The sequence below is a fragment of the Monashia sp. HAY1-5C genome, from assembly GCF_056755255.1.
The window spans coordinates 1-23,471 of the sequence record NZ_JBPGXG010000009.1 but is presented as its reverse complement, the minus strand read 5'-3'; the positions used below and the strand labels follow the sequence as shown (position 1 = coordinate 23,471).

Genomic DNA, 23,471 nt, shown 5'->3' with positions numbered 1-23,471 from the left:
AGGCCATCCTCCACCGTCGGCGGCCGGTGCGCGACCGAGCCGCGCAGCCCCTCGTCCCCGACGGGACGAAGGGCTGCGCGACCGAGGAAGGGGTCGCCCGCCTCAGCTCTGCTTCGGGCTGACCTCGGGGGCGCCCTGGGGGGCGGGCGCGTCGGCGGCGGGCCTGGCGTCGACACCGGCCTCCTTGCGCTGCTGGGCCGTGATGGGCGCCGGCGCCGCCGTCAGCGGGTCGTAGCCGCCGCCGGACTTCGGGAAGGCGATGACGTCGCGGATCGACTCCGTGCCGGCGAGCAGGGACACGATGCGGTCCCAGCCGAACGCGATGCCGCCGTGCGGCGGCGCGCCGTACTGGAACGCCTCGAGGAGGAAGCCGAACTTCTCCTGCGCGTCCTCCTGCGACAGGCCCATGACCCGGAAGACGCGCTCCTGGACGTCGCGGCGGTGGATACGGATCGACCCCCCGCCGATCTCGTTGCCGTTGCAGACGATGTCGTAGGCGTAGGCGAGCGCGCTGCCCGGGTCGGTGTCGAAGGTGTCCTCGAACTCCTTCTTCGGGGAGGTGAAGGCGTGGTGCACGGCCGTCCAGGCCCCGGCGCCGACGGCGACGTCTCCCGAGGCGACGGCGTCGGCCGCCGGCTCGAACAGCGGCGCGTCGAGCACCCAGAGGAAGCTCCACGCCTTCTCGTCGATGAGGCCGCACCGGCGGCCGATCTCCAGGCGCGCGGCGCCGAGCAGCGCGCGTGAGGGCTTGGTCGCCCCAGCGGCGAAGAAGATGCAGTCACCCGGCTCGGCGCCGACCTGCGCGGCGAGGCCCGCGCGCTCGGCGTCCGTCAGGTTCTTGGCGACCGGGCCGCCCAGCTCGCCGTCCTCCTGGACGAGGACGTAGGCCAGGCCTCTGGCGCCGCGCTGCTTGGCCCACTCCTGCCACGCGTCGAGCTGCTTGCGCGGCTGGCTCGCCCCGCCCGGCATGACGACGGCGCCGACGTACTCGGCCTGGAAGACGCGGAAGGTCGTGTCGGCGAAGTAGTCGGTGCACTCGACGAGCTCCTGGCCGAAGCGCAGGTCCGGCTTGTCGGAGCCGTAGCGGGCCATGGCCTCGGCGTAGGTCATCTGCAGGAACGGGGTGTCCAGCTCGACGTCGACGAGCGACCAGATCTCCCGCACGACCTCCTCGGCGAGGGCGATGACGTCCTCCTGCTCGACGAAGCTCATCTCGATGTCGAGCTGGGTGAACTCCGGCTGGCGGTCGGCGCGGAAGTCCTCGTCGCGGTAGCAGCGCGCGATCTGGTAGTAGCGCTCCATGCCCGCGACCATGAGCAGCTGCTTGAACAGCTGCGGGCTCTGGGGCAGCGCGTACCAGGAGCCCGGCGCGAGGCGGGCCGGCACGAGGAAGTCGCGGGCACCCTCGGGCGTCGACCGCGTCAGCGTCGGCGTCTCGATCTCGACGAAGTCATGGGCGCCGAGCACCTTGCGGGCCGCCGCGTTGACGCGCGAGCGCAGCCGGATCGCGGCACCGGCCGAGCTGGCCCCCGGGCGTCGCAGGTCGAGGTAGCGGTGCTTGAGCCGCGCCTCCTCGCCGACCGTCACGCGCTCGTCGATCTGGAACGGCAGGGGCGCGCTGGGGTTGAGCACCTCGAGCTGCTCGACGATGACCTCGATCTCGCCCGTGGGCAGCTCGGGGTTGGCGTTGCCCTCGGGGCGCATCCGCACCTGCCCCGTGACGCGGACGCAGTACTCGTTGCGCACGTCGTGGGCCCCGCCCTCGGCGAGGACCTCGTCACGCGCGACGACCTGGGCCACGCCCGAGGCGTCCCGCAGATCGAGGAAGGCGACCCCGCCGTGGTCTCGACGCCGAGCCACCCAACCGGTGAGGGTGACGGTCTGGCCTGCGTGGTCGGCACGGAGCGTGCCGGCCTCGTGAGTGCGGAGCACGGAGGATCCTTCCGAGGACGGGTCGGGGGCGCGGCGCTGGGCCGCGCTGTCGATGCGCCTGCACACGAGCGGCGTGCGGCACCGAGGTTTCATCCTAGACCGGGTCCGCGCCTAGCCTTGTCCGCGTGCAGCACACCCGCAACCGTGACCTCGACGGCGTCCGCGGCCTCGCGATCCTCCTCGTCGCCGCATCGCACTCGGGCCTGCCGGTGCGCTGGGGCGGCCTGTCGGGCGTGACGCTCTTCTTCGTCCTGTCCGGCTACCTCATCACGAGCCTCCTCCTGCGCGAGTGGGACCGGTGGGGGTCGGTCAGCCTGTGGCGGTTCTGGGGCCGACGAGCGGTCCGCCTGCTGCCCGCGCTGCTGCTCCTGCTCGCGCTCGTGCCCGTCCTGCTCTGGGCCACGGACGACCCCCGGCTCGCCGGTCACCCCACGGCAGCACTGGCCTCGGTGCTCTACGTCGGCAACTGGGTGCGGATCGCGGGCACCGACCTGGGTGTGCTCAACCACCTCTGGTCCCTGTCGGTCGAGGAGCAGTTCTACCTCGTGTGGCCGCTGGCGTTCATCGCGCTCATGACCTGGCAGCGGGCCCGGGCCTTCGCCGTCGTCCTGACGCTCGCGGCCCTGGCGACCTTCTACAGCGTGTGGACGCAGGGCGATGCCATCCGGCTCGACATCTCCACCGAGACCAACGTCTTCGCCCTCCTGCTCGGGGTCGCCCTCGCGTTCGGTCTCGCCGAGCTGGCCAGGCGCGGCGTGACGCTCCCCCGCGCCAACCCGCTCGTGCCCTTCGCGGTGCTCGTCGCCGTGTCGGCCTTCCCCGGTCACGGCATCGCGGTCGACCACCCGCTCTTCCGACCGCTCGGCGCCGTCTTCGCGATCATCGGCGTCTGGCTGGTGCACGCCGCTGCCACCGGGCACTCGCGCGTCGTCGGGTCCAGGGTCATGGTCTTCTTCGGCACCATCAGCTACGCGCTCTACCTCTGGCACCAGACCTTCATCAACAGCCTGCTCCTCGGCGAGCACTCGGTGCCGCGCAACCTCCTGCTCATCGCAGCGGCCGTGCTCGTGTCGTGGCTGTCGTGGGTGCTGCTGGAGCGGCCCCTGACGCGCCTGCGCGGACCGCTGCGCCTCGACCAGCCGTCGCGTCGGCAGTTGGCCCACGCCGCCGAGGAGCGCACGGCACGCGAGCCCGACTCGACGCCGCGCGCGGAGCCCGTGGGCTGAGCGCGCCACGGCGAGGCAGCCCGTGCCACGCCCCGGACGTGCGAATGGAGAGGGACTTCCCTCTCCATCTCCAACGTATAACGCACCGGGGGCCTTGCGGCAAGGCCCCCGTCGTGCCGCAGAATCGCGGGCCGAGGCCCCAGACCCAGGTCTCGCACCCGATGGGAGCTAATGACGTGAGCCCGCTGACCACCCACGCGTTCGACCTTCCCGACCGACTGGCCCACAAGGCCGACCCGACCCTCGTCGCCGCGGACGAGGCGCACTTCGCGGCCATCGCCGAGAGCCTCGAGCGCACCGTCGCCGACCTCACCGACCGTCTGGCCGCCGCCCGGCGTGCCCCCGGCGGCCACGGCCAGGCCGCGCTCGAGCGGGACCAGGAGGTGCACCGGCTGAGCGCCCGGCTGCGGACCCTGCGCCGCTTCGGCCTCGACCTGTGCCTCGGCCACATGGTCCCGGCCGACGACCCGGGGCAGCCGGTCTACGTGGGGCGCCTCGGCCTGACCGACGCCTCGGGGCGGCGACTGCTCGTGGACTGGCGCTCCCCCGCCGCCGAGCCGTTCTTCGCGGCGACGCACGCCAACCCCATGGGCCTGGAGAGCCGGCGCCGCTACCGCTGGACCCGCGGCCGGGTCAGCGACTACTGGGACGAGGTGTTCACCCCCGAGACCTTCGCCTCGCACGTGTCGCTCGACGACCAGTCGTCCTTCGTCGCCAGCCTCGGCGCAGAACGCTCGGAGCGCATGCGCGACGTCCTCGGCACGATCCAGGCCGACCAGGACGCCATCATCCGGGCCGGCTCCCGCGGAGCCCTCGTCGTGGACGGCGGTCCCGGCACGGGCAAGACCGTCGTGGCCCTGCACCGCACCGCCTACCTCCTTTACTCGGACCCACGGCTGGGCCACCGGCGCGGCGGCGTGCTCTTCGTCGGCCCGCACGCGCCGTACCTCGCCTACGTCTCCGACGTCCTGCCGAGCCTCGGCGAGGAGGGAGTCCAAACGTGCACGCTGCGCGACCTGCTTCCCGAGGGCGCGGCGGCCCTCCCGGAGGCCGACGCCGAGGTCGCCCGCCTCAAGGCGTCGGCCGACTGGGTCGGCGCCGTGGACCGGGCGGTGCGCTTCTACGAGGAGACGCCGACCGTGGGGCTCGAGGTGTCGACGCCGTGGGCGGACCTGTGGCTCTCTGCGGCCGACTGGGCCACGGCGGTCGAGGCCGTCGAACCGGGCACGCCGCACAACGAGGCGCGCGACCAGGTGCTCGACGAGGTCGCCGAGATCCTCGTCGCGACGTACGAGGCGGACCACGAGGAGCCCGGCGACGACCCGGGCGACGAGGCGCGCGTCGGCGAGGGCACCCACGGCGGCCATGGTGACACGCGCGACGTCCGGGCGTCCCCGGAGCAGCTGCGCCGGGCTGTCCTGCGCGACGCGGGGCTGCTCGAGGCGCTGGGAAAGGCCTGGCCGACCATCGACGCGTCGGACCTCGTCGGGGACCTCTGGTCGGTGCCGGCCTACCTGCACCTGGCCGCGCCGTGGCTCTCGCGGGAGGAGATCCGCGCGCTCCAGCGTCCGGACGCGCAGGCGTGGACCGTGTCCGACCTGCCGATCCTCGACCTCGCGCGAGCGCGCCTCGGGGACGCCGCCGTCTCCGGCCGGCGTCGGCGCCGGGAGGCGGCGCTCGCCGCCGAGCGGGAGGAGCGGACCAAGGTCGTCGAGCACCTCATCGAGTCGGACGACTCGGAGATGCACGTCATGTCGATGCTGCGCGGCGACGACCTCGTCGGTGCGCTCGACGACGAGGCCGCGCTCCCCCGCATCGAGCCGGACCGCCTGGCCGGCCCGTTCGCACACGTCGTCGTCGACGAGGCGCAGGAGCTGACCGACGCCGAGTGGCAGATGCTCCTGGCACGGTGTCCGTCGCGCAGCCTGACCGTCGTCGGGGACCGGGCCCAGGCGCGGCACGGCTTCACCGAGTCGTGGCAGGAGCGCCTGGCCCGCGTCGGCCTCGACCGCGTCCGGCTGGCCTCGCTCACCGTCAACTACCGCACCCCGAGCGAGGTCATGGCCACGGCCGAGCCGGTCATCCGTGCCGCCCTGCCCGACGCCAACGTCCCGACCTCGATCCGTGAGAGCGGGCGCCCCGTCGTGCACGGGTCCCGGGCGGACCTCGAGGCGGTGGTCTCCGAGTGGCTCGCGGCCCACGCCGAGGGGGTCGCGTGCGTCATCGGGGACGCCTCGTTCACCGAGCGTCCGCGCGTGCGGTCGTTGACCCCCGAGCTGGCCAAGGGCCTCGAGTTCGACCTCGTCGTGCTCGTCGACCCGGAACGCCTCGGCACGGGGATCGAGGGTGCGGTCGACCGGTACGTCGCGATGACCCGGGCCACGCAGCAGCTGGTCGTGCTCCAGGGCTAGCGATCTCGGCGGGCACGGCCCGGCTCCGCGACGGGCGGAGTCGGCGCCGCGCCCGCCGATCCGGCTAGAGGGGCGTCAGGTCTCGGGAGGCCTCTGCCGCAAGGGAGTCCACGGTCGCGGCGAGAGCGGGACTGGCCGTCATGGTCCGCCGCCACACGAGGCTGACGGTGCGTTCGGACACCGGGTCGACGATCGGCACGGCCACGACCGTGGGCGGCAGGGGCCCGCGTCCGAGCCGGGGCACGAGCGCGACGGCCTCGCCGTCCGCGACGAGGGCGACGTGCGTCGCGAACTCGAGCGCGACGTGGGCGATCCTGGGGGCCCGCCCGACGTCGAAGTACATCTTCTGGAGCCACTGGTGACAGATGGAGCCGGGCGCCACGCTCGCCCACTCGGCGTCGAGGACGTCACCGACCCCGACGCTCGTACGACCCGCGAGCGGGTGGTCGACGTGCACGAGGACGTCGGCACGGTCCCGCCCGAGGTGACGGACCTCCAGGTGGTCCGGGATCGGCAGCGGCAGCGGCTCCCAGTTGTGCACGAGCGCCAGGTCGTGCGAGCCCGATGCCACGGCGTCGACGGCGTCCCACGGGTCGATCTCGTCGGGGCGCAGCTGTACCCCGGGCGCCGCGCGACGCAGCCGGCCGATGGCGCCGACGACGATGCCCCGGTACGCCGTCGCGAAGGTCGCGAGCCGCACGGTGCCCACGGCCTCACCGCTGACGCCGTGCAGCCGCGACTCGAGGCGCTCCATGTGCGAGAGCAGGTCCCGGGCCGACTCGGTCAGGGTGCGGCCGGCCTCGGTCAGCAGCACGCCCCTGCCCTGACGCTCGAGCAGCTGCACGCCCGTCTGGCTCTCGAGCCGCTTGATCTGCTGCGAGACGGCGCTCGGCGTGTAGTCGAGGGCCGCCGCGGCCGCCCCGACGGAGCCGTGGGCCTCGACGGCGACGAGAGAGCGCAGCGCGACCGGGTCGATCATGCAGCGATGCTACACAGTCAACGGCACGATAGTTTGATGGACGTGAACGGTCGCTGCCCTCGACGATGGGCTCCATGCGCCGCCGAGACTCCGCCCTGGCCGTCCTCGTCGCCCTCCTGTGGGGCACCAACTTCGTCGCCATCCGCACCGGCCTCGACTCCGTGCCACCGCTGCTGTTCCTCGCGGTCCGGTTCGTCGTCGTCTGCGTACCGGCCGTGCTCATCGTCCGGCGGCCCGCCCTGCCCTGGCGCGACCTCGCCCTCATCGGCCTCTTCACGAGCCTCGGCCAGTTCGCCCTCATGTACGTCTCGCTGCACCTCGGCATGCCGCCCGGGCTGGCCTCCCTCGTCCTGCAGGCGCAGGTGCTGCTCACGGTCGTCATCGCCGCGGTGTGGCTGCACGAGCGGCCCTCACGCACCCAGCGGGTCGGCGTCGCGCTCGGTGGCGCGGGCCTGCTGCTCATCGCCGCCGGACGTGGCCTGTCCGCACCCCTTCTGCCCCTCGTCGTCCTCGTGCTCGCGGCGGTCTCGTGGGCGGTGGGCAACGTCCTCACGAGGCGGGCCGGTGCCCTCGGCCCGGGCGCCGGGCTCGGCGTCACCGTGTGGTCCGGGCTCGTCGTCCCGCTGCCCGCGCTCGCGCTGTCCTGGCTGCTCGAGGGTCCCGAGGCCATCGGCCGTGCGGTGACCCATGTCCACTGGTCGGCGGTGCTGTCGACCGCCTACACCGCCTACCTGTCCTCGCTCGTCGGCTACGGCATCTGGAACACGCTGCTGGCCCGCTACACGGTCGCGCGCGTCACGCCCTTCGCGATGCTCGTGCCGGTCTTCGGGATGGCCGCCGCCGGGCTCGTCTACGCCGAGCGGCCGCACCCGCTCGAGGTCGCCGGCGGGGTCCTGCTCCTCGGTGGTGTCGCCGTGGCCGTGCTGCGCCGGCGCCGGGGCCGCGCCGATGAGCGCCGGCACGCGGTCTCAGCCGTGGTCACCGTCGACGTAGAGCCAGCGCCCCGCCCGGCGGGCGAACCGGCTGACCTCGTGCAGCTCGCCCCGACGCGCCGCACCGGTTCCGGATGAGTCGACCCACGACGCCACGAACTCGACCAGGCCGTGCTCGTCGGCCGGCCCACCGTCCTCGGTGCGCAGCACCGTGAGACCGACCCAGCGCGTCGAGGCGTCGAGCTTGACGTCGTCCGGTCGCGTCCGCGGGTGCCACGTGCGGAACAGGTGGCCGGCGTCGCCGGTGGCGAACGCCGTGTAGCGCGAACGCATGAGCTCCTCGGCCGTCGCGGCGGCACGCGCCCCCGAGACCACCGGGCCGCAGCACCGGTCGAGGCCGGAGCCGCTGCCGCACGGGCACGTCTGCGCGTCTCCCCGGTGCGGCGGACCGCCCGCTCTCACCGTCGGGCGGCCTGGGCGTCTCGGGCCGGCCACGCGGCGTCCCGGGGACGCAGCGATGCCCAGCCGCCGGCGCGCGACGCGTGCGCCGCGAGCAGCCCCACGAGGGTCGCCGAGTTGCTGATGCGCCCGGCGAGCGCCGCGGCGACGGCGTCGTCGAGCGGCACCCACAGCGGCCGCAGGCTCAGCTCCTCCGCGGTGCGCTCGTGCCGGGATGCCTCGGGCACGTCGTGCAGGCCACGGGCGAGGAACACGCGGACCGGTTCGGCGAACGCGCCGGGCGAGGTGATGTCGTCGGCGAGGACGTGCCACTCGTCCGCGGCCAGGTCGACCTCCTCGGCCAGCTCACGGACGGCCGCCTCGAAGGGCGGCTCCCCGTCGACGTCGAGCAGGCCGGCCGGCAGCTCCCAGACGGAGCCGGCCGAGGCGTGGCGGTACTGCCTGATGAGCAGGACGTGCTCGACGCCGTCGACCTCCCGCAGCGCGAGGATGCTGACGGCGCCGGGGTGCTCGATGTAGTCGCGCGTGACGACGCCGCCCTCGCCGAGGTCGACCCGGTCGCGGCGGACGTCGAAGATGAGGCCCTCGAAGACGAGCTCGGACTCCACGACGGGGTGGCTGCGCCACTCCTCGTCGAGGTCCTCACCGGAGCCGACGGGCGCCGACAGGCCTGACAGGCCGGACGGGCTCACGCGTCAGTCGTGGTCGGCGGCGACGGCCACCGGCACGTGCACGTCGGGGACTCTGACGGCATCGACGGCGTCGCCCACGGTCATGGGGTCCTCCGCGCCGTCCCGGCCCGGGCCCTCGGCTGCGGCCTCCGAGCGGCGGCGCTCGACCTCGACGAGCCGCTCGCTGCGCTGGCGCTCGAGGGCCGCACCGATGAGACCGGCGAACAGCGGGTGGGCGCGGTTCGGGCGGGAGAGGAACTCCGGGTGCGCCTGCGTCGACACGTAGTACGGGTGCACGTCGCGCGGCAGCTCGACGAACTCGACGAGGGTGCCGTCGGGGGACGTGCCCGAGAAGACGAGTCCCGCCTTCTCGAGGTCCTCGCGGTAGGCGTTGTTGACCTCGTAGCGGTGGCGGTGACGCTCCTTGACCTGGGCAGCGCCGTACGCCTCGCGCACGACGCTGCCCTCCCTGAGGGCCGCCGGGTAGAGGCCGAGACGCATCGTGCCGCCGAGGTCGCCAGCGCCCTCGACGAAGGCCTTCTGCTCCTCCATCGTCGCGATGACGGGGTGCTGGGTCTGGGGGTCGAACTCCGTGGAGCTGGCGTCGTCCACGCCGAGCGCCGAGCGGGCGTACTCGATGACCATGCACTGCAGGCCGAGGCAGATGCCGAGGGTCGGGACCTGCTTCTCGCGGGCCCACGTCAGCGCGCCGAGCTTGCCCTCGATGCCGCGCACGCCGAAGCCGCCGGGCACGAGGACCGCGTCGACACCGCCGAGAGCGCGCTGGGCACCCGCCGGGGTCTGGCACTCGTCGCTCGCGACCCAGCGGATGCGGACCTTGGCGTCGTGGTGGAACCCTCCGGCTCGCAGCGCCTCCGTCACCGACAGGTACGCGTCGGGCAGGTCGATGTACTTGCCCACGAGCGCGACCTCGACGTCGTGCTCGGGGTCGTGGACGCGCTGGAGCAGCTGGTCCCACTCCGTCCAGTCGACGTCGCGGAAGTTGAGCCCGAGCCGGCGGATGACGTAGGCGTCGAGCCGCTCGCGGTGCAGGACCTTGGGGATGTCGTAGATGCTCGGGGCGTCGACGGCCGCGGCGACCGCGTCGACGTCGACGTCGCACATGAGGGAGATCTTGCGCTTGATCGGCTCGGGGATCTCGCGGTCGGCGCGCAGGACGAGGCCGTCGGGCTGGATGCCGACCTGGCGCAGCGCCGCGACCGAGTGCTGCGTCGGCTTGGTCTTCAGCTCGCCGCTCGGGGCGAGGTAGGGCACGAGCGAGACGTGGAGGAAGAAGCTGTTGTCGCGGCCGATGAGGTGGCGCACCTGGCGCGCCGCCTCGAGGAAGGGCAGCGACTCGATGTCGCCGACGGTGCCGCCGATCTCGGTGATGATGACGTCGGGCGCGTCGGGACCACCCGTGGCGAGCGCCCGCATCCGCGAGACGATCTCGTTCGTGATGTGCGGGATGACCTGGACGGTGTCGCCGAGGTACTCGCCGCGGCGCTCCTTGGCGATGACGTTGTTGTAGACCTGACCGGTGGTCACGTTCGCGCTGCCGACGAGGTTGACGTCGAGGAAGCGCTCGTAGTGGCCGATGTCGAGGTCGGTCTCGGCGCCGTCGTCGGTGACGAAGACCTCACCGTGCTGGAACGGGTTCATCGTCCCGGGGTCGACGTTGAGGTAGGGGTCGAGCTTCTGCATGGTGACCCGCAGGCCCCGCGATCGCAGAAGTCGTCCGAGGCTGGATGCCGTGAGGCCCTTGCCGAGCGAGGAGGCAACGCCCCCGGTCACAAAGATGTGCTTCGTCGTTTCCACCACGGGCTTTAAGTCTACGTCATCCGCGGAGGGCCTCGGTGTAGCGCGTGGCCCACCGGCGCGTCTCCTCGTCGGGTGTCGCCCAGTGAGCGGCCTGCACGCGAGCGGCCAGCCCGAGGGCGTGCCGTTCCTCCGGGTCGGCCAGGAGGCGGTCCACGTGGGCGGCGAGGGCTGCGGCGTCCCCGACGGGCGTGAGGACGCCGGCGCCGCCGACGAGCTGCGGCAGGCCACCGGTACGGGGCACGACGACCGGCAGGGCCGCTGCCATCGCCTCCTGCACGACGAGGGCGCGAGCCTCCCACCGGCTCGTCAGGACGAAGACGTCGGCGGCGCGCAGCCAGAGCCCGACGTCGTCGCTGGCCCCGACGAACCGGACGGCGGCGCCGCCGCCGGACGCGCGCGACTCGAGCTGCTCGCGCAGCTCGGGGTCGCCGTCGCCGACGACGACCCACGTGGCCCGTTCCCGGGACGCCGCCGCCGCGTCGACGAGGGTGGCCAGCTGCTTCTGCGGCGCGACCCGCGAGACGGTGAGCACGACCGGCCGGTCGGTCGGGACCCCCGCCGACGAGAGCAGCGCCGTGCGCTCGTCGTCACCGAGCGCATCGGCGACGAGCAGCGAGGCCGTGCGCGGCGACGGGACGTCCGCAGCCTCGACGCGGGGTGCACCGAGGTGCGAGGCGAGCTCGACGAGGTCGGCGCTCGCGCCGGTGACGAGGTCGGCCCGACGCAGCGCCCATCGCAGGACCGACCGCGCCGGCCGCGACGTGCCGGGGGGCAGGTCGTTGTGCAGCGAGACGACGAGGCGGGGTCGTGGACGCGAGCGGGCGACGGCGACGGCCGCCACGACGGCGGCCTGGTGCCCGTGCGCGTGCACGACGTCGGCGCCCGATGCCAGACCCATGATCCGGTGCCAGTCGACGAGCCCGCGGGGTGCACGCAGGCCGCGGTGGACGGGCCACAGCAGGTGCGCGTCGTGCCAGGCCAGCGCCCCGGCCGTCGAGGCGGCCGTGGCCACGACGACCTGGTGACCGTCGCGGCGCAGGCCGGCGACGAGGTCGGTGACGTGGTGGCCGATGCCGCCCGTGGAGCGACCGACGACCTGGAGCACCTTCACGAGGCCGACTCCCCCCGGCCGGCCACGACGCGCGGCGTCCGGGCCCGGCGGAGCCGACGGCCGAGCGAGGGGTCGACGGTGACGGCGATCCCGGCCATGAGGGCGACGGCGGCGACGCCGACCGTCACCCCGACGATGACGCTGCCCCCGAGCGAGGTGCCGATGTCGTGCAGTCCCAGCCAGCCGGACGCGCCGCGGCCCAGGAGGGCGGCGACGGCCGCGCCGGCGAGCGTCCCGAGCAGCGGCCGCGCCGGGACCGCGAGCGCCCGCCAGCCCCACGTCGACCCGACGAGCACGACGAGGGCGAGGGCACCGGCCAGCAGGCCGCCGCTCGTGGACGCCGCGAGGACCGTCAAGGTCCTCGGCCCACCGGCACCCGACGGGTCCAGGATGAGGAGCGCGAGCACGGCCGAGACGAGCCACCCCCCGGCCGCGAGGGCGCCGGCGAGCACGGCGGAGCCGCGCACGTACGACGCCCGGGTCAGCAGCCCGATGACCGCGAGGCCGAGGACCGACGGCGCGAAGAACGTCACGGCGTCGCCCATGGCGGCAAGGGTCCCGAGGGTCGCCTCGGTACGGGACCCGGCGTCGAGTGCGACGAAGAAGGCACCCACCGGACGGGCGACGGCCACCAGTCCGGCCACCCCGGCCAGGCTGACGACGAGGGTCGCGAGCCACGCCCGTCGCAGCGTGGCCGACGGATCGGCGCCGGTGGCGGCCACGCCGTCGGTGGTCCGGGCGCCGGCGGCGCTCGCGAGGGATGGGAAGGCGGCCGTCGCGAGCGGCACGGCGAGCACGGCGTACGGCAGGAGCGTCACGGCCTGGGCGTAGGTGTAGACGTTGAGGGTGCCGGCTCCACCGCGGTCGTTGGCGAGGCGGATGACGACGAGGGTGGCGACCTGCTGACCGGCGACGGCGAGCAGGCCGGCCACCGCCAGCGAGCGCACCCGGGGCGCCACGCCGGTCGGGAAGCGCAGGCGCGGGCGCAGCCGGATCCCCGCGCGACCCACCGGCACCACGAGCGGCAGGCTCAGGGCGACCACGCCGAGCGTCGTTCCCCCGGCCAGGACGCCGATGGCGGCACCCGGCACGTCGGCGATCGGGGCGGCGGGGTCGGCCGCCAGAGCCCGGTAGAGCAGGTAGGTGACGATGACGACGCCGCTGGACAGCAGCGGCGCGACTGCCGCCCCGACGAAGCGCCGGTGCGACTGCAGGACGCCCGCGAGGACGATGCCGATGCCGTAGAGGGGAACCTGCGCGGCGAAGACGAGGAGCAGCTCGGCGCCGAGGTCGACCTCTCCCGGGCAACCGGTGCCGAGGAGTGCCGCCGCGGTCGGTCGCGCGGCCAGGGCAACGACGGCCCCGATCGGCACGAGCACGAGCACGACCCACGTGAGCAGCGCCGAGGCCGTGGCGTCGGCCTCGTCCCGGGCGCCCCGCGCGAGGGCACCGGCGACGAGCGGCACGGCGACCGCGGCCAGGACGCCGCCGGCGGCGATCTCGAACAGGACGTTGGGCACGGCGTTCACCGACTGGTAGACGCTGCCGACGCAGGTGGCCCCGACCGAGTGGGAGAAGACGAACCACCGGCCGAAGCCGACGACCCGGGCGACCAGCGTGATGGCGGCGATGGTGCCGGCTGCGGCGAGGATGCCGGGCCCTGCCGCGCGGCGGCCCGCACCGCCGTCCGGGCCGGGTGCGGTCACCGCGGGCTCCTGCCCCACTCGTCGAGGGCACGCAGCACACCGTTGCCCTCGATGACCCGGGTGAAGCTGACGCGTTCGGAGGCCAGCGTCAGCGCCATGAGGCCGGCGAGCGCGACGAGCCGCCCGGCCAGACCGGTGCGCTCGAGGACCGCCAGGCCGACGAGCGCCCCGGCGGCGTTCGCCCCGGTGTCGCCGAGCATCGACCGTGCGGCGAGGTCGTCCGCAGCGACGCCGAGGGAGGCGCCCAGTGCGGCCGAGGCCGCCGCGGCCGACCCGACGAGGGGGGCTGCTGCCACGACGGTGACCTTGAGGGCGCGGCCCGGCCGCAGGTCGAAGAGGTTGACCGCGTTGGCGGCCCCTGCCACGACGGCCCCGCCGACGACCGACGCGACGACGCCACCGCGCGGGCGGCGTCCGGAGTCGCAGAGGGCGGAAACGAACAGCCCCGTGGCGCCGAGACCGACGACCTTGACGGCGCCGGTCGTCACCTCCCCCCGGCGCAGGGCCGCGAGGTGCCCCCGCAGACCCTTGTCGGCGGTGCCGCCGGCGAGGTCGTCCAGAGCGCCGAGGGCACCGGCCGCACCGGCCGCGACGGCCACCGCCGTCCGGTGCACGGGGCGCTCGGCCCGGCCGAGCAGGGCGCCGGCGACGGCACCGGCGACGAGGGCGGGCCCCTCGAGCAGCGTGACCGTCCGGCCGGCGTGGTTGGTCCGCTCCCACGGCTCGGCGAGGCGGCGCGGAAGGCGGCGGGCGGCGCGGCCGGTGGCCCAGGCCGCCGCAGCCGAGCCCACGAGGGTGAGGAGGTGCTCGCGCCGTCGCGCGGCCGTCACGGCAGGACCCTGGGCACCGTGGCCGTCGCTCCGGTGGAGATGCCGTAGTGCCCGACGCGGTCGTCGAGCAGCCCCTCGAGCGCGAGGACGACGATGCCGGGGCCGTTGCCGGCCCGCGCGTGGTCGACGGTGGCCACGACGTCGGCGGTCTCCGACTTCGACCGGACGGCCGACACGGCATCGGACGACACCGGCTGACCGGCGGCCGCCACCGGCTCACCGCCCGCCACGACCGTGCCGTTCGAGCCCTGCGCGAGCCCGGTGAGGATGGCGCGCAGGCCTTCGCTGCGCTGGTCGACGGCGGCCTGCGTCCCGGCGAAGTCGCCGGAGACGACGATCGCGAGGTCGGCCGGTGCGAGGTCGTCGACGCTGCTGTCGACGAGCCCGGCGTCGGCGAGGACCTTGAGGGCGGTCGTGCGCTGGGTCGACGACGCCGCGTCGGTCCGCGAGACGAGGAGGTGGGCCAGCACCTGGTCGAGCAGGGAGTCGCCGGACGCCGTGCCGCGCAGCCCGAGCGCCGACGCGGCCTGGCGCGCGGCCTGCTCGCGGTCGCCTGCCTGCGTCGGGTCGAACCAGTCCGGGCTCACCGTCACCGCACCGGTGCTCGTGGCGCCGCTCTGCGGGATGACGTTCTCGAGGTCGTCGGCCAGGGTGCCGTCGGCTGACGGCAGGACCACGACGACGACCCGGTGGCCGGTGAGGCGTCCCTCGACGACCCGCGGCTGCACCGCGGACTCGTACTCGCCCGAGGCCTCGACGAGCTTCTCGCTCGCCGTCAGCTTGTCGTTGAGCGTCTGCTTCTCGGAGCGGAGCGCGACGACCTGGTCCCCGAGCGTGTCCCCGATCGTGGCCTGCAGCGGCCCGGCGCCGAGGACGATGCCGACGGCGAGCGCGAGGAAGATCGAGATGATGGAGACGAGGTGGTATCGGAAGTCGATCACGTGAAGATCCCAACGACGGCGTTCCAGAGGTCGTCCCAGCGCGCGGCGACGACCTGCAGCCACGCCTTCCCCACGGGGGTCGCGCTGAGGGCGGCGAAGAGCGCGAGCAGCCCGGCGACGCACATCGCGACGAGGAGGCGACCCGGGATGCGAGCCCGGTAGAGACGGCTGACGCCCTTGGCGTCGACGAGCTTGCCCCCGACGCGCAACCGCGTCAGGAAGGTCGACGCCTGGCCGTCGCGGCCCTTGTCGAGGAACTCGACGAGCGTGACGTGGGTGCCGACGGCCACGATGAGCTCGGCCCCCGCGTCGTCGGCGAGGAGCATGGCAACGTCCTCGCTCGTGCCCGCCGCGGGGAAGACGACCGGCTCGATGCCGAGGGCCTCCACGCGGGCCAGCCCCGGGGCCCGACCGTCGCGGTAGGCGTGGACCACGACCTCGGCGCCGCAGGTCAGCGCCTCGTCGGAGACCGAGTCCATGTCGCCGACGATGAGGTCGGGCCGGTGCCCCGCCTCGAGGATGGCGTCGGCCCCGCCGTCGACGCCGATGAGGACGGGCCGGTACTCGCGGATGTACGGGCGCAGCGTCTCGAGGTCCTCGCGGTAGTGGTAGCCGCGCACGACGATGAGGCAGTGGCGCCCGTCGATCGTCGTCGTGATCGGTGGGATGCCGATGCCGTCGAGGAGCAGGTCACGCTCCTTGCGGATGAACTCCATCGTGTTCGTCGCGAAGGCCTCGATCTGCACGGCGAGGCCGGCGCGCGCGTCGTGCATCTCGGACTGCACGGCGTCGGCGTCCAGACGCCGGCCCGTCGTGACCTTTCGGTCGCCGGACCACAGGTCGTCGCCGTCGAGCCGGACGGACTGGCCGTCCTCGAGCGACATGACCTCCCCGCCGGCGGCGTCGAGCAGCGGGATGCCGGCCTCGACGAGGATCTGCGGGCCGAGGTTCGGGTAGCGACCACTGATCGAGGCGGCCGCGTTGACGACGGCCGCCGGCCGGGCCGCGACGAGCGCGTCGGCGCTGACCTTGTCGAGGTCGGTGTGGTCGATGACCGCGACGTCTCCGGCCTGCAGGCGCTTGGTCAGGTTCTTCGTGCGCCGGTCGACGCGTGCAGGCCCGACCACGCCCGGACCCGAGCTCGGGGCGTGGCCGCGACGGCGGATGGAGATCGACATGGCGGGTCAATCCTTCCACGGCGTCCTCGCGGGGGCCGTCGTGGCTCGTGGCCCTGGACGCGTCGCTCCGGTCAGGACGCCCTGGTGCGCTGCCGGCGCGGCTCCCCGGCCGGCTTCCTGCCCCGCTTCGTCCCGCGCGCAGTGCGGGCCGTGGCCGTCTGCTCGAGGAGGTCCTCGGCGTGCGCGAGTCCGGCCTCGGAGTCGGGATCGCCGCCCATCATCCGCGACAGCTCGCGCAGGCGGTCCCCGCCGGCGACGGCGCTGACGCTGCTCGAGGTGACGCGCCCGTCGTCGGCCTTGTGGACCACGAGGTGCCGGTCGGCGAAGGCGGCGACCTGCGCCAGGTGCGTCACGACGATGACCTGTGCCTGTTCGGCGAGGGCCGCGAGGCGCGCCCCGACGTCCAGGGCGGCGCGGCCGCCGACGCCCGCGTCGACCTCGTCGAAGACAAAGGTCGGAGGGCCGGCGTTCGCGGTGTGCGACCCGACCACCTCGAGCGCGAGCATGACCCGCGACAGCTCGCCGCCGCTCGCCGCACGTGCGACGCTGCGCGGCTGGGCACCGGGGTTGGCGGCCAGGAGGATCTCGACGTCGTCGATCCCGGTGCGGGACAGGCGGACCCGCTCACCGTCCGGGAGAAGTGTGCCGTCGGGGTCGGTGCGGTGGCGCACGTCGACGGCCAGCACCGCCTTGCCCATGGCCAGGTGGGCCAGCTCGTCGGACACCCGCTCCGCGAACTCGTCGGCTGCAGCGCGGCGCGCCTCGGACAGGGAGACCGACGCCTCGACGAGGTCGGCCTGCAGGGCCTCGAGCTCGGCGGCCAGACCCGTGACGCGGTCGTCGGCGCGGACGAGCTCGTCGAGCCGGGCGGCGGCGCGCTGTCCCCAGGCGAGGACCTCGTCGACCGTCTCGCCGTACTTGCGGGTCAGGGCCCCGAGCGCGGCCCGGCGCTCCTGGACGAAGGTGAGCCGCTCGGGGTCGAGCTCGACGTCGTCGAGGTAGGCCGCGAGGTCGGCCGACAGGTCGGTGACGAGGGTACCGACCTCGTGGAGCCGCTCGTCGAGGCCGCGCAGCGACTCGTCGTGCCCGGTGGCCGGTGCGAGGGCCGAGCGGGCGGCCGCGAGCAGCTCACGGACGTTGGGGGCCGACTCGGCGGCGACCTCGTCACCGCTGAGGTCGGCGAGGGCCTGCCCGGCCGCGAGGCGCAGGGTGTCGGCGTGAGCCAGGCGTTCGTCCTCGGCCCTCAGCATCAGGTCCTCGCCGGGTTGCGGGTCGACGGCCTCGATCTCCTCGAGCGACGCGGTCAGCCCGTCGATCTCGCGCGCGCGTTCGCGAGCCTCGGACACGAGGCGCTCGTGCTCCCGGCGCGTCTCGCGCCACCGGTCGTACAGGCCACCGACCCGGTCGCGCAGGTCGCGGAGCGGGGCACCGCCGAAGTCGTCGAGCACCTCGCGGTGCGCATCACCCTGCCTGAGGCGCCACTGGTCGGACTGGCCGTGGACGGCGACGAGCAGCCGGCCGAGCTCGGCGAGGACGCCGACCGGCGCCGTGCGGCCGCCGACGTGGGCGCGGGAGCGACCGCTGGCGGCGATGGTGCGGGCGATGACGAGCTCGCCGTCGTCGTGCTCTGCGCCGGCGTCGTCGGCCCGGACGAGGGCGGGGTGGTCCAGCGGCAGCTGGACGACGCCCTCGACGAAGGCGGATTCGGCACCGGCACGGACGAGCCCGGAGTCGGCCCGCTCGCCGAGGAGGAGCCCCAGCCCGGAGACGACCATCGTCTTGCCGGCACCGGTCTCGCCGGTGAGCACGTTGAGACCCGGACTGAGGTCGAGGACGGCCTCGTCGATGACCCCGACGCCGCGGATCCGCATCTGGCTGAACACGGGACCCACCTTAGGGCCGGGCACCCCCACGCACCGCCGGCTTGTCCCCCGACTGGCCGGAGTCGCCGTTTCCGCGCCAGCCCTCGACCGACAGGTCGAACTTCGCGACGAGCCGGTCGGTGAACGGGGCCCGGCTCAGCCGCGCGAGGCGGATCGGCCGCAGACCCTTGCGGACCTCGATGCGGGCGCCGGGCGGCAGGGCGACGTGGCGTCGCCCGTCGCACCACATGACGCCGGACCCCTCGGTGGCGGCCTTGATCTCGATGGCCAGGTGCGAGTCCGGCCCGAGAACGAGCGGCCTGGCGAAGAGTGCGTGGGCGGCGCTCGGCACGAGCAGCATCGCCTCGACCTGCGGCCAGATGACCGGGCCACCGGCCGAGAACGCGTACGCCGTCGAGCCGGTCGGGGTCGAGACGATGACGCCGTCGCAGCCCCAGCTCGACAGCGGCCGCCCGTCGACCTCGATCGTCGTCTCGAGCATCCGCTCCCGGGCCGCCTTCTCGACGCTGACCTCGTTGAGGGCCCAGCTGCTCGCGATGAGCTCGCCGTGCAGCCTCACGTCGACGTGGAGCGTCATGCGCTCCTCGACGGCGTAGTCCTTGTTGGCGATGTGCTCGACGGTGGCGTCGAGGTCGTCCTTCTCGGCCTCGGCGAGGAAGCCGACGTGGCCGAGGTTGACGCCGAGGAGGGGCACGTCGACGCGCCGGGCGAACTCGGCGCCCCGCAGGATCGTGCCGTCGCCGCCGAGGACGACGACGAGGTCGCAGCCCTCGGCGGCCCGTTCCTGCTTGGAGGCGACGTGGACGCGGGTGCTGTCCTCGAGGTCGAGGACCTGGGCCTCGTCGGCCTGGAGGGAGACGTCGATGCCGACGCGGGTGAGTCGCTCCACGACGCCCTTGGCGACCGTCAGCGCTTCGGGACGCCGCGGGTGGGCCACGAGCAGGATCCGACGCGTCACGGCGCTCCCTCCGGGTCGACGGCTGCTACGGCCACCAGCATGTCATCGACGACCGTCGGGTCCGCGGCGGGGGCACCCGGCTCCGGGCGCCTCGGCGCGAGCCAGAGGAGGAACTCGCGGTTGCCGTCACCCCCTTTGATCGGGCTGGGCGCGGCACCGTGCACGTGCAGGCCCAACCGGGTGGCGACGGCGGCCACCTCGCGCAGCACACGGCGGTGCTCGTGCACGGACGTCACGACGCCCTTGCGCCCCAGCCTCTCGCGACCGACCTCGAACTGGGGCTTGACGAGGACGACGAGGTCGCCGGCATCGGTGACGAGCGGGCGCATGGCCGGCAGGGCGACGGCGAGCGAGATGAACGACAGGTCGGAGACGACGAGGTCGAAGCGGCCGCCGAGGGTCTCGACGTCGACGTCGCGGACGTTCGTGCCCGGCAGGTCGCGCACCCGGGGGTGGCGGGCCAGCGTGGGCACGAGCTGACCGTGGCCGACGTCGAGTGCGGTCACGTGCGCGGCACCCCGCTCCAGGAGCACCTGGGTGAACCCGCCGGTGCTCGCCCCGACGTCGAGGCAGCGCCGGCCCTGCACGGCCACGGGCCACGTGTCGAGGGCGTGCAGCAGCTTGAGTGCAGCGCGGCCCACCCACCGGTCCGGCTCCCGGGCCAGCGCGATCGCGGTGTCGTCGTCGACGGTGGTGGATGCCCTGGCCGCCGGCCGCCCCTCGACGAGGACGTCACCGGCGTCGACGAGCTCGCGAGCCTGGCCCCGGGAGCGGGCGAGCCCCCGGCGGACGAGCTCGGCGTCGAGCCGCCGTCCGCTCACGCCTCGCCGAGGCCGCCCAGCCGGCCCTGCAGCAGACGGTGCGCGCGCTCCCCTGCCTCGATGCGCTCCTCGAACGAGCCGGACTGTGCCACAGCGAGATCGGTCATGGCGTCGTCGATGGACGGGTCCCCCGTGGCCGGCGCCTCCGGCTCCGCCCGCTCGTCGAAGGAGGGCTCGAACGGCACCTCCGCGTCGCCCTCGACGTCGCCCTGCTCGTCGGTGTAGGTGTCCGTCTCGTCGGTGCCGTCGGTCGTCTCGGTCGTCTCGGTCGTCTCGTCGACCTCGTCGGCGTCCGTCTGCCTGGGGTCCTGCCCGAACATGTCCGTCCTCCGTCGTGGTGGTGCCGCTCGGGTCAGGCTAGCGGGTGCCCGGCCGCGAGGCCGTCGAGCCGGGCAGCGGCCTCGGCCAGCCCCGAGACGGGGTCACCGGCATCCCGGCGCTCGACGAGGGCCGCGAGTCCCGCCCGGAGCAGGTCGGTGTCATGGGAGCACCCCTTCGACGCCTCCGACCCGAGGACCTCGAGGGCGCCGTCGCTCATGCGGACGCGGCAGCCGCCGCAGACCCAGACGCCCTCGTGACGGGTCGGCGGGTCGAGCGGGTCGAGAAGGTCGGCCACGTGGCGGACGACGACGGTCGGGCGCAGGTCGGTGGCGAGCAGGTGGCTGGGACGACCGACTCCGGTGAGCACCCACGCGGAGTCGGTCCCGGCCGCGCGTGCGCCCGCGATGTCGGTGTCGAGCCGGTCGCCCACGGCCAGGACGCGGGCGGGGTCTGCCCGGAGCCGGGCGGTCGCCAGGCGGTAGAGCGGGGCGTGCGGCTTGCCGACGACCTCGGGGCGCCGGCCCACGGCGGAGGCCAGCAGGTCGACGTAAGCCCCGTTGCCCGGGGCGCCTCCCCACGGCATCGGCAGGGTCGCGTCGTCGTTGGTCGCCACCCAACGCACGTCGGCCTGAAGCAGGCGTGCTGCGTCCTCGAAGTCGAGCACGGTCAGGTTGCGGCCGAGCCCCTGCAGCACCGCGACACACGGCTCCTCCGGGTCGAGGTGGTTCGCCCGGCCGGGCGGGATCGGACGCAACCCGGCGCGCGTCAGCGCCTCGGTCACACCGGGTCCGCCCAGGGCGAGCACCGGCGAGCCGGGTGCGAGGGTGGACGCCAGTCGCTCGGCCCCGGCCTGCGCACTCGTGACGACGTCGTCCGCACCTCCGGGGGCGCCCAGGCTCCCGAGCTGGGCGGCCACCTCGGCCGGCACCCGGGAGGCGTTGTTCGTCGCGTAGACGACGCGGACGCCCCGGGCGACGATGTCCTGCAGTGCCTTCGGGGCGCCGTCGATGGCGTCGTCGCCGCGGTAGACCACGCCGTCGAGGTCGCAGACGACCCCGTCGTAGGCGTCGACGAAGCCCCGGTCAGCCACGCCCGCGCGACGCGTCGTCGCTGTCGTCGCTGTCGTCGCTGTCGTCGAGGTCGTCAGCCTCGTCGATGTCACTGCTGTCGTCGACGTCCTCGACGTCGTCGACCTCCTCGTCTTCACCCTCGAGCAGGTCGGTGAGGTCGATGCCGTCGAGCTCCTCGAGGCGTTCGGCGGCGTCGGTGACGAGATCATGGTCGGCGTCGGCCGCCCGGGCGAACCACTCGCGCGCAGCCTCGGTGTCGCCCGCGGCCAGGAGGGCGTCGGCGTAGGCGTAGTACAGGCGTGCGGCAAGCGGTCGGTTCGGGTTGACCCGCTTGACGAGGTCGGACAGGCCGGAAGCGGCAGCGTCGAGCTGGCCGAGGTCGCGCCGGATGCCGGACACGACGATGGCGAGCTCGACCCGGTCGTCGACGGCCAGGTTCTGCGCCTCGGGCGTCTGTGCCAGCTCGAGGGCCTTGGCGAGGCGGCCGAGGCCGCGCTCGCAGTCGACCATGAGCGGCAGCAGGTGGCTCGAGCCCGAGAGCCGACGAACGGTCCGGAACTCACCGAGCGCCCGGGCCCAGTCGCCCATGCGGTAGGCGACGAGACCGAGGGCCTCGCGCGCGGCTGGGACCCGCCCGGCGCGACGCACTGCGGTCTCCGCGTGGGCGAGGGCCGCCTCGACGTCGACGTCGAGCAGCTCGGCGACCATCACGAGGTGCTGCGCCACGCCTTCGGCGTTCTCCTTGGACAGCGTGCGCAGCTGGTTCTTGACGCCGCGGTCCAGCTCGTAGCCGGTGACACCCTCACGGATCGCCGGCTCGGGCTTGCGGGGCGACGTGGGCGTCAGGCGCGACCCGCCGCGCTGCGCCGGCGCGCCGTCACGCTCGTCACGGCGCGGACTCCCGCCGGACCGCTCACGGTCGCGGGAGGGACGACCGCTCTCGCGGCGCCGGTCAGAACCGTAGGAGGGTCGGTCACCGCCGTCGCGGCGCCGGTCACCACCGTAGGAGGGACGGTCGCCACGGTAGGAGGGACGGTCACCGCCGTCGCGACGCCGGTCACCACCGTACGAGGGACGGTCGCCACCGTAGGAGGGACGGTCCCCGCCGTCGCGGCGTCGGTCCCCGCCGTAGGAGGGACGGTCCCCGCCGTCGCGGCGTCGGTCCGAACCGTAGGAGGGACGGTCCCCGCCGTCCCGGCGTCGGTCCCCGCCGTAGGAGGGACGGTCCCCGCCGTCCCGGCGTCGGTCCCCGCCGTAGGAGGGACGGTCCCCGCCGTCGCGGCGCCGGTCACCACCATAGGAGGGACGGTCCCCGCCGTCGCGGCGCCGGTCACCACCATAGGAAGGACGGTCCCCACCGTCGCGGCGCCGGTCACCACCGTAGGAAGGACGGTCCCCGCCGTCGCGGCGCCGGTCACCACCGTACGAGGGACGGTCACCGCCCTCGCGACGCCGGTCACCACCGTACGTACGATCATTCTCGCGGCGGTCGTCCCGTCGGGGACCGCTGGACCGACCGCCCCGATCATTCTCGGAACGTCGGGGGCCGCGGCGGTCGTCCCGTCGCTCGTCGGAGCGACGGTCGTGAGAGCGTCGCCGGTCGTCGTCGCCGTACTGGTCGCTCATATCGTCATCCTTCCGCGCCGGCCGTGCCGACGCCACTTCCTGGGCACAAAAAGGGAGCGCCCCAGACGGATCAATGAAGTTCCGTCCGGGGCGCTCTACCAAAGTGTGTCCGGCTGCGTCCTACTCTCCCACACCGTCACCAGTGCAGTACCATCGGCGCTGAAGGGCTTAGCTTCCGGGTTCGGAATGGAGCCGGGCGTTTCCCCTTCGCTATGACAGCCGAAACTCTATGGAGATCTCAAACACGCGGGGTGTGGAGTGTTTGTGTCTCGGGAACTGCACAGTGGACGCGGAGCATCTTCGTAGGGTCAAGTTGTCGGCTTATTAGTACCGGTCAGCTCCACACATTGCTGTGCTTCCACATCCGGCCTATCGACCCAGTCGTCTAGCTGGGAGCCTCTCGCCCTCGCGGGCCTGGAAACCTCATCTTGAAACGTGCTTCCCGCTTAGATGCTTTCAGCGGTTATCACTTCCGAACGTAGCTAATCAGCGGTGCTCCTGGCGGAACAACTGACACACCAGAGGTTCGTCCATCCCGGTCCTCTCGTACTAGGGACAGCCTTTCTCAAGTTTCCTACGCGCACAGCGGATAGGG

General features: G+C 74.0%; 19 protein-coding genes and 2 rRNA genes. 3 read left to right on the top strand and 18 right to left on the bottom strand.

Annotated features, from left to right (window positions below; all coding sequences use genetic code 11):
- Positions 1-102: 102 nt before the first annotated feature.
- The gene (gene aspS / locus ACR9ZK_RS02580) at positions 103-1,932 is read right to left on the bottom strand and encodes an aspartate--tRNA ligase (protein ID WP_481339870.1); all 1,830 of its coding nucleotides are present in this window, start codon (positions 1,930-1,932) and stop codon (positions 103-105) included.
- A 125-nt stretch (positions 1,933-2,057) separates the two neighbouring features.
- Here aspS and ACR9ZK_RS02575 point away from each other — a divergent pair, with 125 nt between their 5' ends.
- Together ACR9ZK_RS02575 and helR are read left to right on the top strand one after the other, a co-directional pair.
- Positions 2,058-3,158, top strand: coding sequence for an acyltransferase family protein (locus tag ACR9ZK_RS02575; RefSeq protein ID WP_481339868.1), 1,101 nt, complete (start codon positions 2,058-2,060; stop codon positions 3,156-3,158).
- Positions 3,159-3,334: 176 nt separating this feature from the next.
- Entirely contained in the window at positions 3,335-5,569 is a 2,235-nt protein-coding gene (gene helR / locus ACR9ZK_RS02570) for an RNA polymerase recycling motor ATPase HelR (RefSeq protein ID WP_481339866.1), read from the top strand.
- Positions 5,570-5,633: 64 nt separating this feature from the next.
- Here the strand turns inward: helR and ACR9ZK_RS02565 are convergent, their stop codons facing one another.
- Positions 5,634-6,548, bottom strand: coding sequence for a LysR family transcriptional regulator (locus ACR9ZK_RS02565; RefSeq protein ID WP_481339864.1), 915 nt, complete (start codon positions 6,546-6,548; stop codon positions 5,634-5,636).
- A 74-nt stretch (positions 6,549-6,622) separates the two neighbouring features.
- Here ACR9ZK_RS02565 and ACR9ZK_RS02560 point away from each other — a divergent pair, with 74 nt between their 5' ends.
- On the top strand, positions 6,623-7,618 hold the full coding sequence (locus ACR9ZK_RS02560) for an EamA family transporter (RefSeq protein WP_481339861.1): 996 nt from the start codon (positions 6,623-6,625) through the stop codon (positions 7,616-7,618).
- Here the strand turns inward: ACR9ZK_RS02560 and ACR9ZK_RS02555 are convergent.
- The 16 genes from ACR9ZK_RS02555 to ACR9ZK_RS02480 form a co-directional block, all read right to left on the bottom strand.
- Entirely contained in the window at positions 7,517-7,813 is a 297-nt protein-coding gene (locus ACR9ZK_RS02555; RefSeq protein WP_481339858.1) for a YchJ family protein, read from the bottom strand. The genes ACR9ZK_RS02560 and ACR9ZK_RS02555 overlap by 102 nt on opposite strands.
- Positions 7,814-7,938: 125 nt before the next feature.
- The gene (locus ACR9ZK_RS02550) at positions 7,939-8,631 is read right to left on the bottom strand and encodes an NUDIX domain-containing protein (RefSeq protein WP_481339855.1); all 693 of its coding nucleotides are present in this window, start codon (positions 8,629-8,631) and stop codon (positions 7,939-7,941) included.
- Between the two features lie 3 nt (positions 8,632-8,634).
- Positions 8,635-10,431 (bottom strand): CTP synthase, encoded by a 1,797-nt coding sequence (locus ACR9ZK_RS02545; protein WP_481339851.1) that lies wholly within the window; start codon positions 10,429-10,431, stop codon positions 8,635-8,637.
- Between the two features lie 16 nt (positions 10,432-10,447).
- Positions 10,448-11,542 (bottom strand): glycosyltransferase family 4 protein, encoded by a 1,095-nt coding sequence (locus tag ACR9ZK_RS02540; RefSeq protein WP_481339848.1) that lies wholly within the window; start codon positions 11,540-11,542, stop codon positions 10,448-10,450.
- Positions 11,539-13,248, bottom strand: a complete 1,710-nt coding sequence (gene murJ, locus ACR9ZK_RS02535) for a murein biosynthesis integral membrane protein MurJ (protein ID WP_481339844.1) — start codon at positions 13,246-13,248, stop codon at positions 11,539-11,541. The genes ACR9ZK_RS02540 and murJ overlap by 4 nt, the downstream gene beginning before the upstream one ends.
- Positions 13,245-14,078, bottom strand: a complete 834-nt coding sequence (locus ACR9ZK_RS02530) for a hypothetical protein (protein WP_481339841.1) — start codon at positions 14,076-14,078, stop codon at positions 13,245-13,247. The genes murJ and ACR9ZK_RS02530 overlap by 4 nt, the downstream gene beginning before the upstream one ends.
- Positions 14,075-15,019 (bottom strand): copper transporter, encoded by a 945-nt coding sequence (locus ACR9ZK_RS02525; RefSeq protein ID WP_481339838.1) that lies wholly within the window; start codon positions 15,017-15,019, stop codon positions 14,075-14,077. The genes ACR9ZK_RS02530 and ACR9ZK_RS02525 overlap by 4 nt, the downstream gene beginning before the upstream one ends.
- Positions 15,016-16,197, bottom strand: coding sequence for a putative cytokinetic ring protein SteA (gene steA / locus ACR9ZK_RS02520; protein ID WP_481339835.1), 1,182 nt, complete (start codon positions 16,195-16,197; stop codon positions 15,016-15,018). The genes ACR9ZK_RS02525 and steA overlap by 4 nt, the downstream gene beginning before the upstream one ends.
- Before the next feature lie 71 nt (positions 16,198-16,268).
- The gene (gene recN / locus ACR9ZK_RS02515; protein WP_481339833.1) at positions 16,269-18,080 is read right to left on the bottom strand and encodes a DNA repair protein RecN; all 1,812 of its coding nucleotides are present in this window, start codon (positions 18,078-18,080) and stop codon (positions 16,269-16,271) included.
- A gap of 10 nt (positions 18,081-18,090) precedes the next feature.
- A complete protein-coding gene (locus ACR9ZK_RS02510) occupies positions 18,091-19,038 on the bottom strand; it encodes an NAD kinase (protein WP_481339829.1) in 948 nt (315 codons plus the stop codon).
- Positions 19,035-19,859 (bottom strand): TlyA family RNA methyltransferase, encoded by an 825-nt coding sequence (locus ACR9ZK_RS02505; RefSeq protein ID WP_481339826.1) that lies wholly within the window; start codon positions 19,857-19,859, stop codon positions 19,035-19,037. The genes ACR9ZK_RS02510 and ACR9ZK_RS02505 overlap by 4 nt, the downstream gene beginning before the upstream one ends.
- Complete coding sequence (locus ACR9ZK_RS02500) at positions 19,856-20,179, bottom strand: hypothetical protein (protein ID WP_481339823.1); 324 nt, start codon at positions 20,177-20,179, stop codon at positions 19,856-19,858. The genes ACR9ZK_RS02505 and ACR9ZK_RS02500 overlap by 4 nt, the downstream gene beginning before the upstream one ends.
- Before the next feature lie 32 nt (positions 20,180-20,211).
- Positions 20,212-21,270, bottom strand: a complete 1,059-nt coding sequence (locus ACR9ZK_RS02495) for an HAD-IIA family hydrolase (protein WP_481339820.1) — start codon at positions 21,268-21,270, stop codon at positions 20,212-20,214.
- The gene (locus ACR9ZK_RS02490; RefSeq protein WP_481339817.1) at positions 21,263-22,876 is read right to left on the bottom strand and encodes a tetratricopeptide repeat protein; all 1,614 of its coding nucleotides are present in this window, start codon (positions 22,874-22,876) and stop codon (positions 21,263-21,265) included. Before ACR9ZK_RS02490 ends, ACR9ZK_RS02495 begins: the two co-directional genes overlap by 8 nt.
- Positions 22,877-22,983: 107 nt before the next feature.
- A 5S ribosomal RNA gene (gene rrf, locus ACR9ZK_RS02485) occupies positions 22,984-23,100 on the bottom strand.
- An 80-nt stretch (positions 23,101-23,180) separates the two neighbouring features.
- Positions 23,181-23,471, bottom strand: a 23S ribosomal RNA gene (locus ACR9ZK_RS02480); the annotation flags it as partial.

Excerpts from the sequence above, each read along its gene's own strand:
- ACR9ZK_RS02565 (WP_481339864.1), bottom strand. The coding sequence starts at position 6,548 with ATGATCGACCCGGTCGCGCTGCGCTCTCTCGTCGCCGTCGAGGCCCAC.
- ACR9ZK_RS02560 (WP_481339861.1), top strand. The coding sequence starts at position 6,623 with ATGCGCCGCCGAGACTCCGCCCTGGCCGTCCTCGTCGCCCTCCTGTGG.
- ACR9ZK_RS02555 (WP_481339858.1), bottom strand. The coding sequence starts at position 7,813 with ATGCGTTCGCGCTACACGGCGTTCGCCACCGGCGACGCCGGCCACCTG.
- steA (WP_481339835.1), bottom strand. The coding sequence starts at position 16,197 with ATGTCGATCTCCATCCGCCGTCGCGGCCACGCCCCGAGCTCGGGTCCG.
- ACR9ZK_RS02500 (WP_481339823.1), bottom strand. The coding sequence starts at position 20,179 with ATGTTCGGGCAGGACCCCAGGCAGACGGACGCCGACGAGGTCGACGAG.
- ACR9ZK_RS02490 (WP_481339817.1), bottom strand. The coding sequence starts at position 22,876 with ATGAGCGACCAGTACGGCGACGACGACCGGCGACGCTCTCACGACCGT.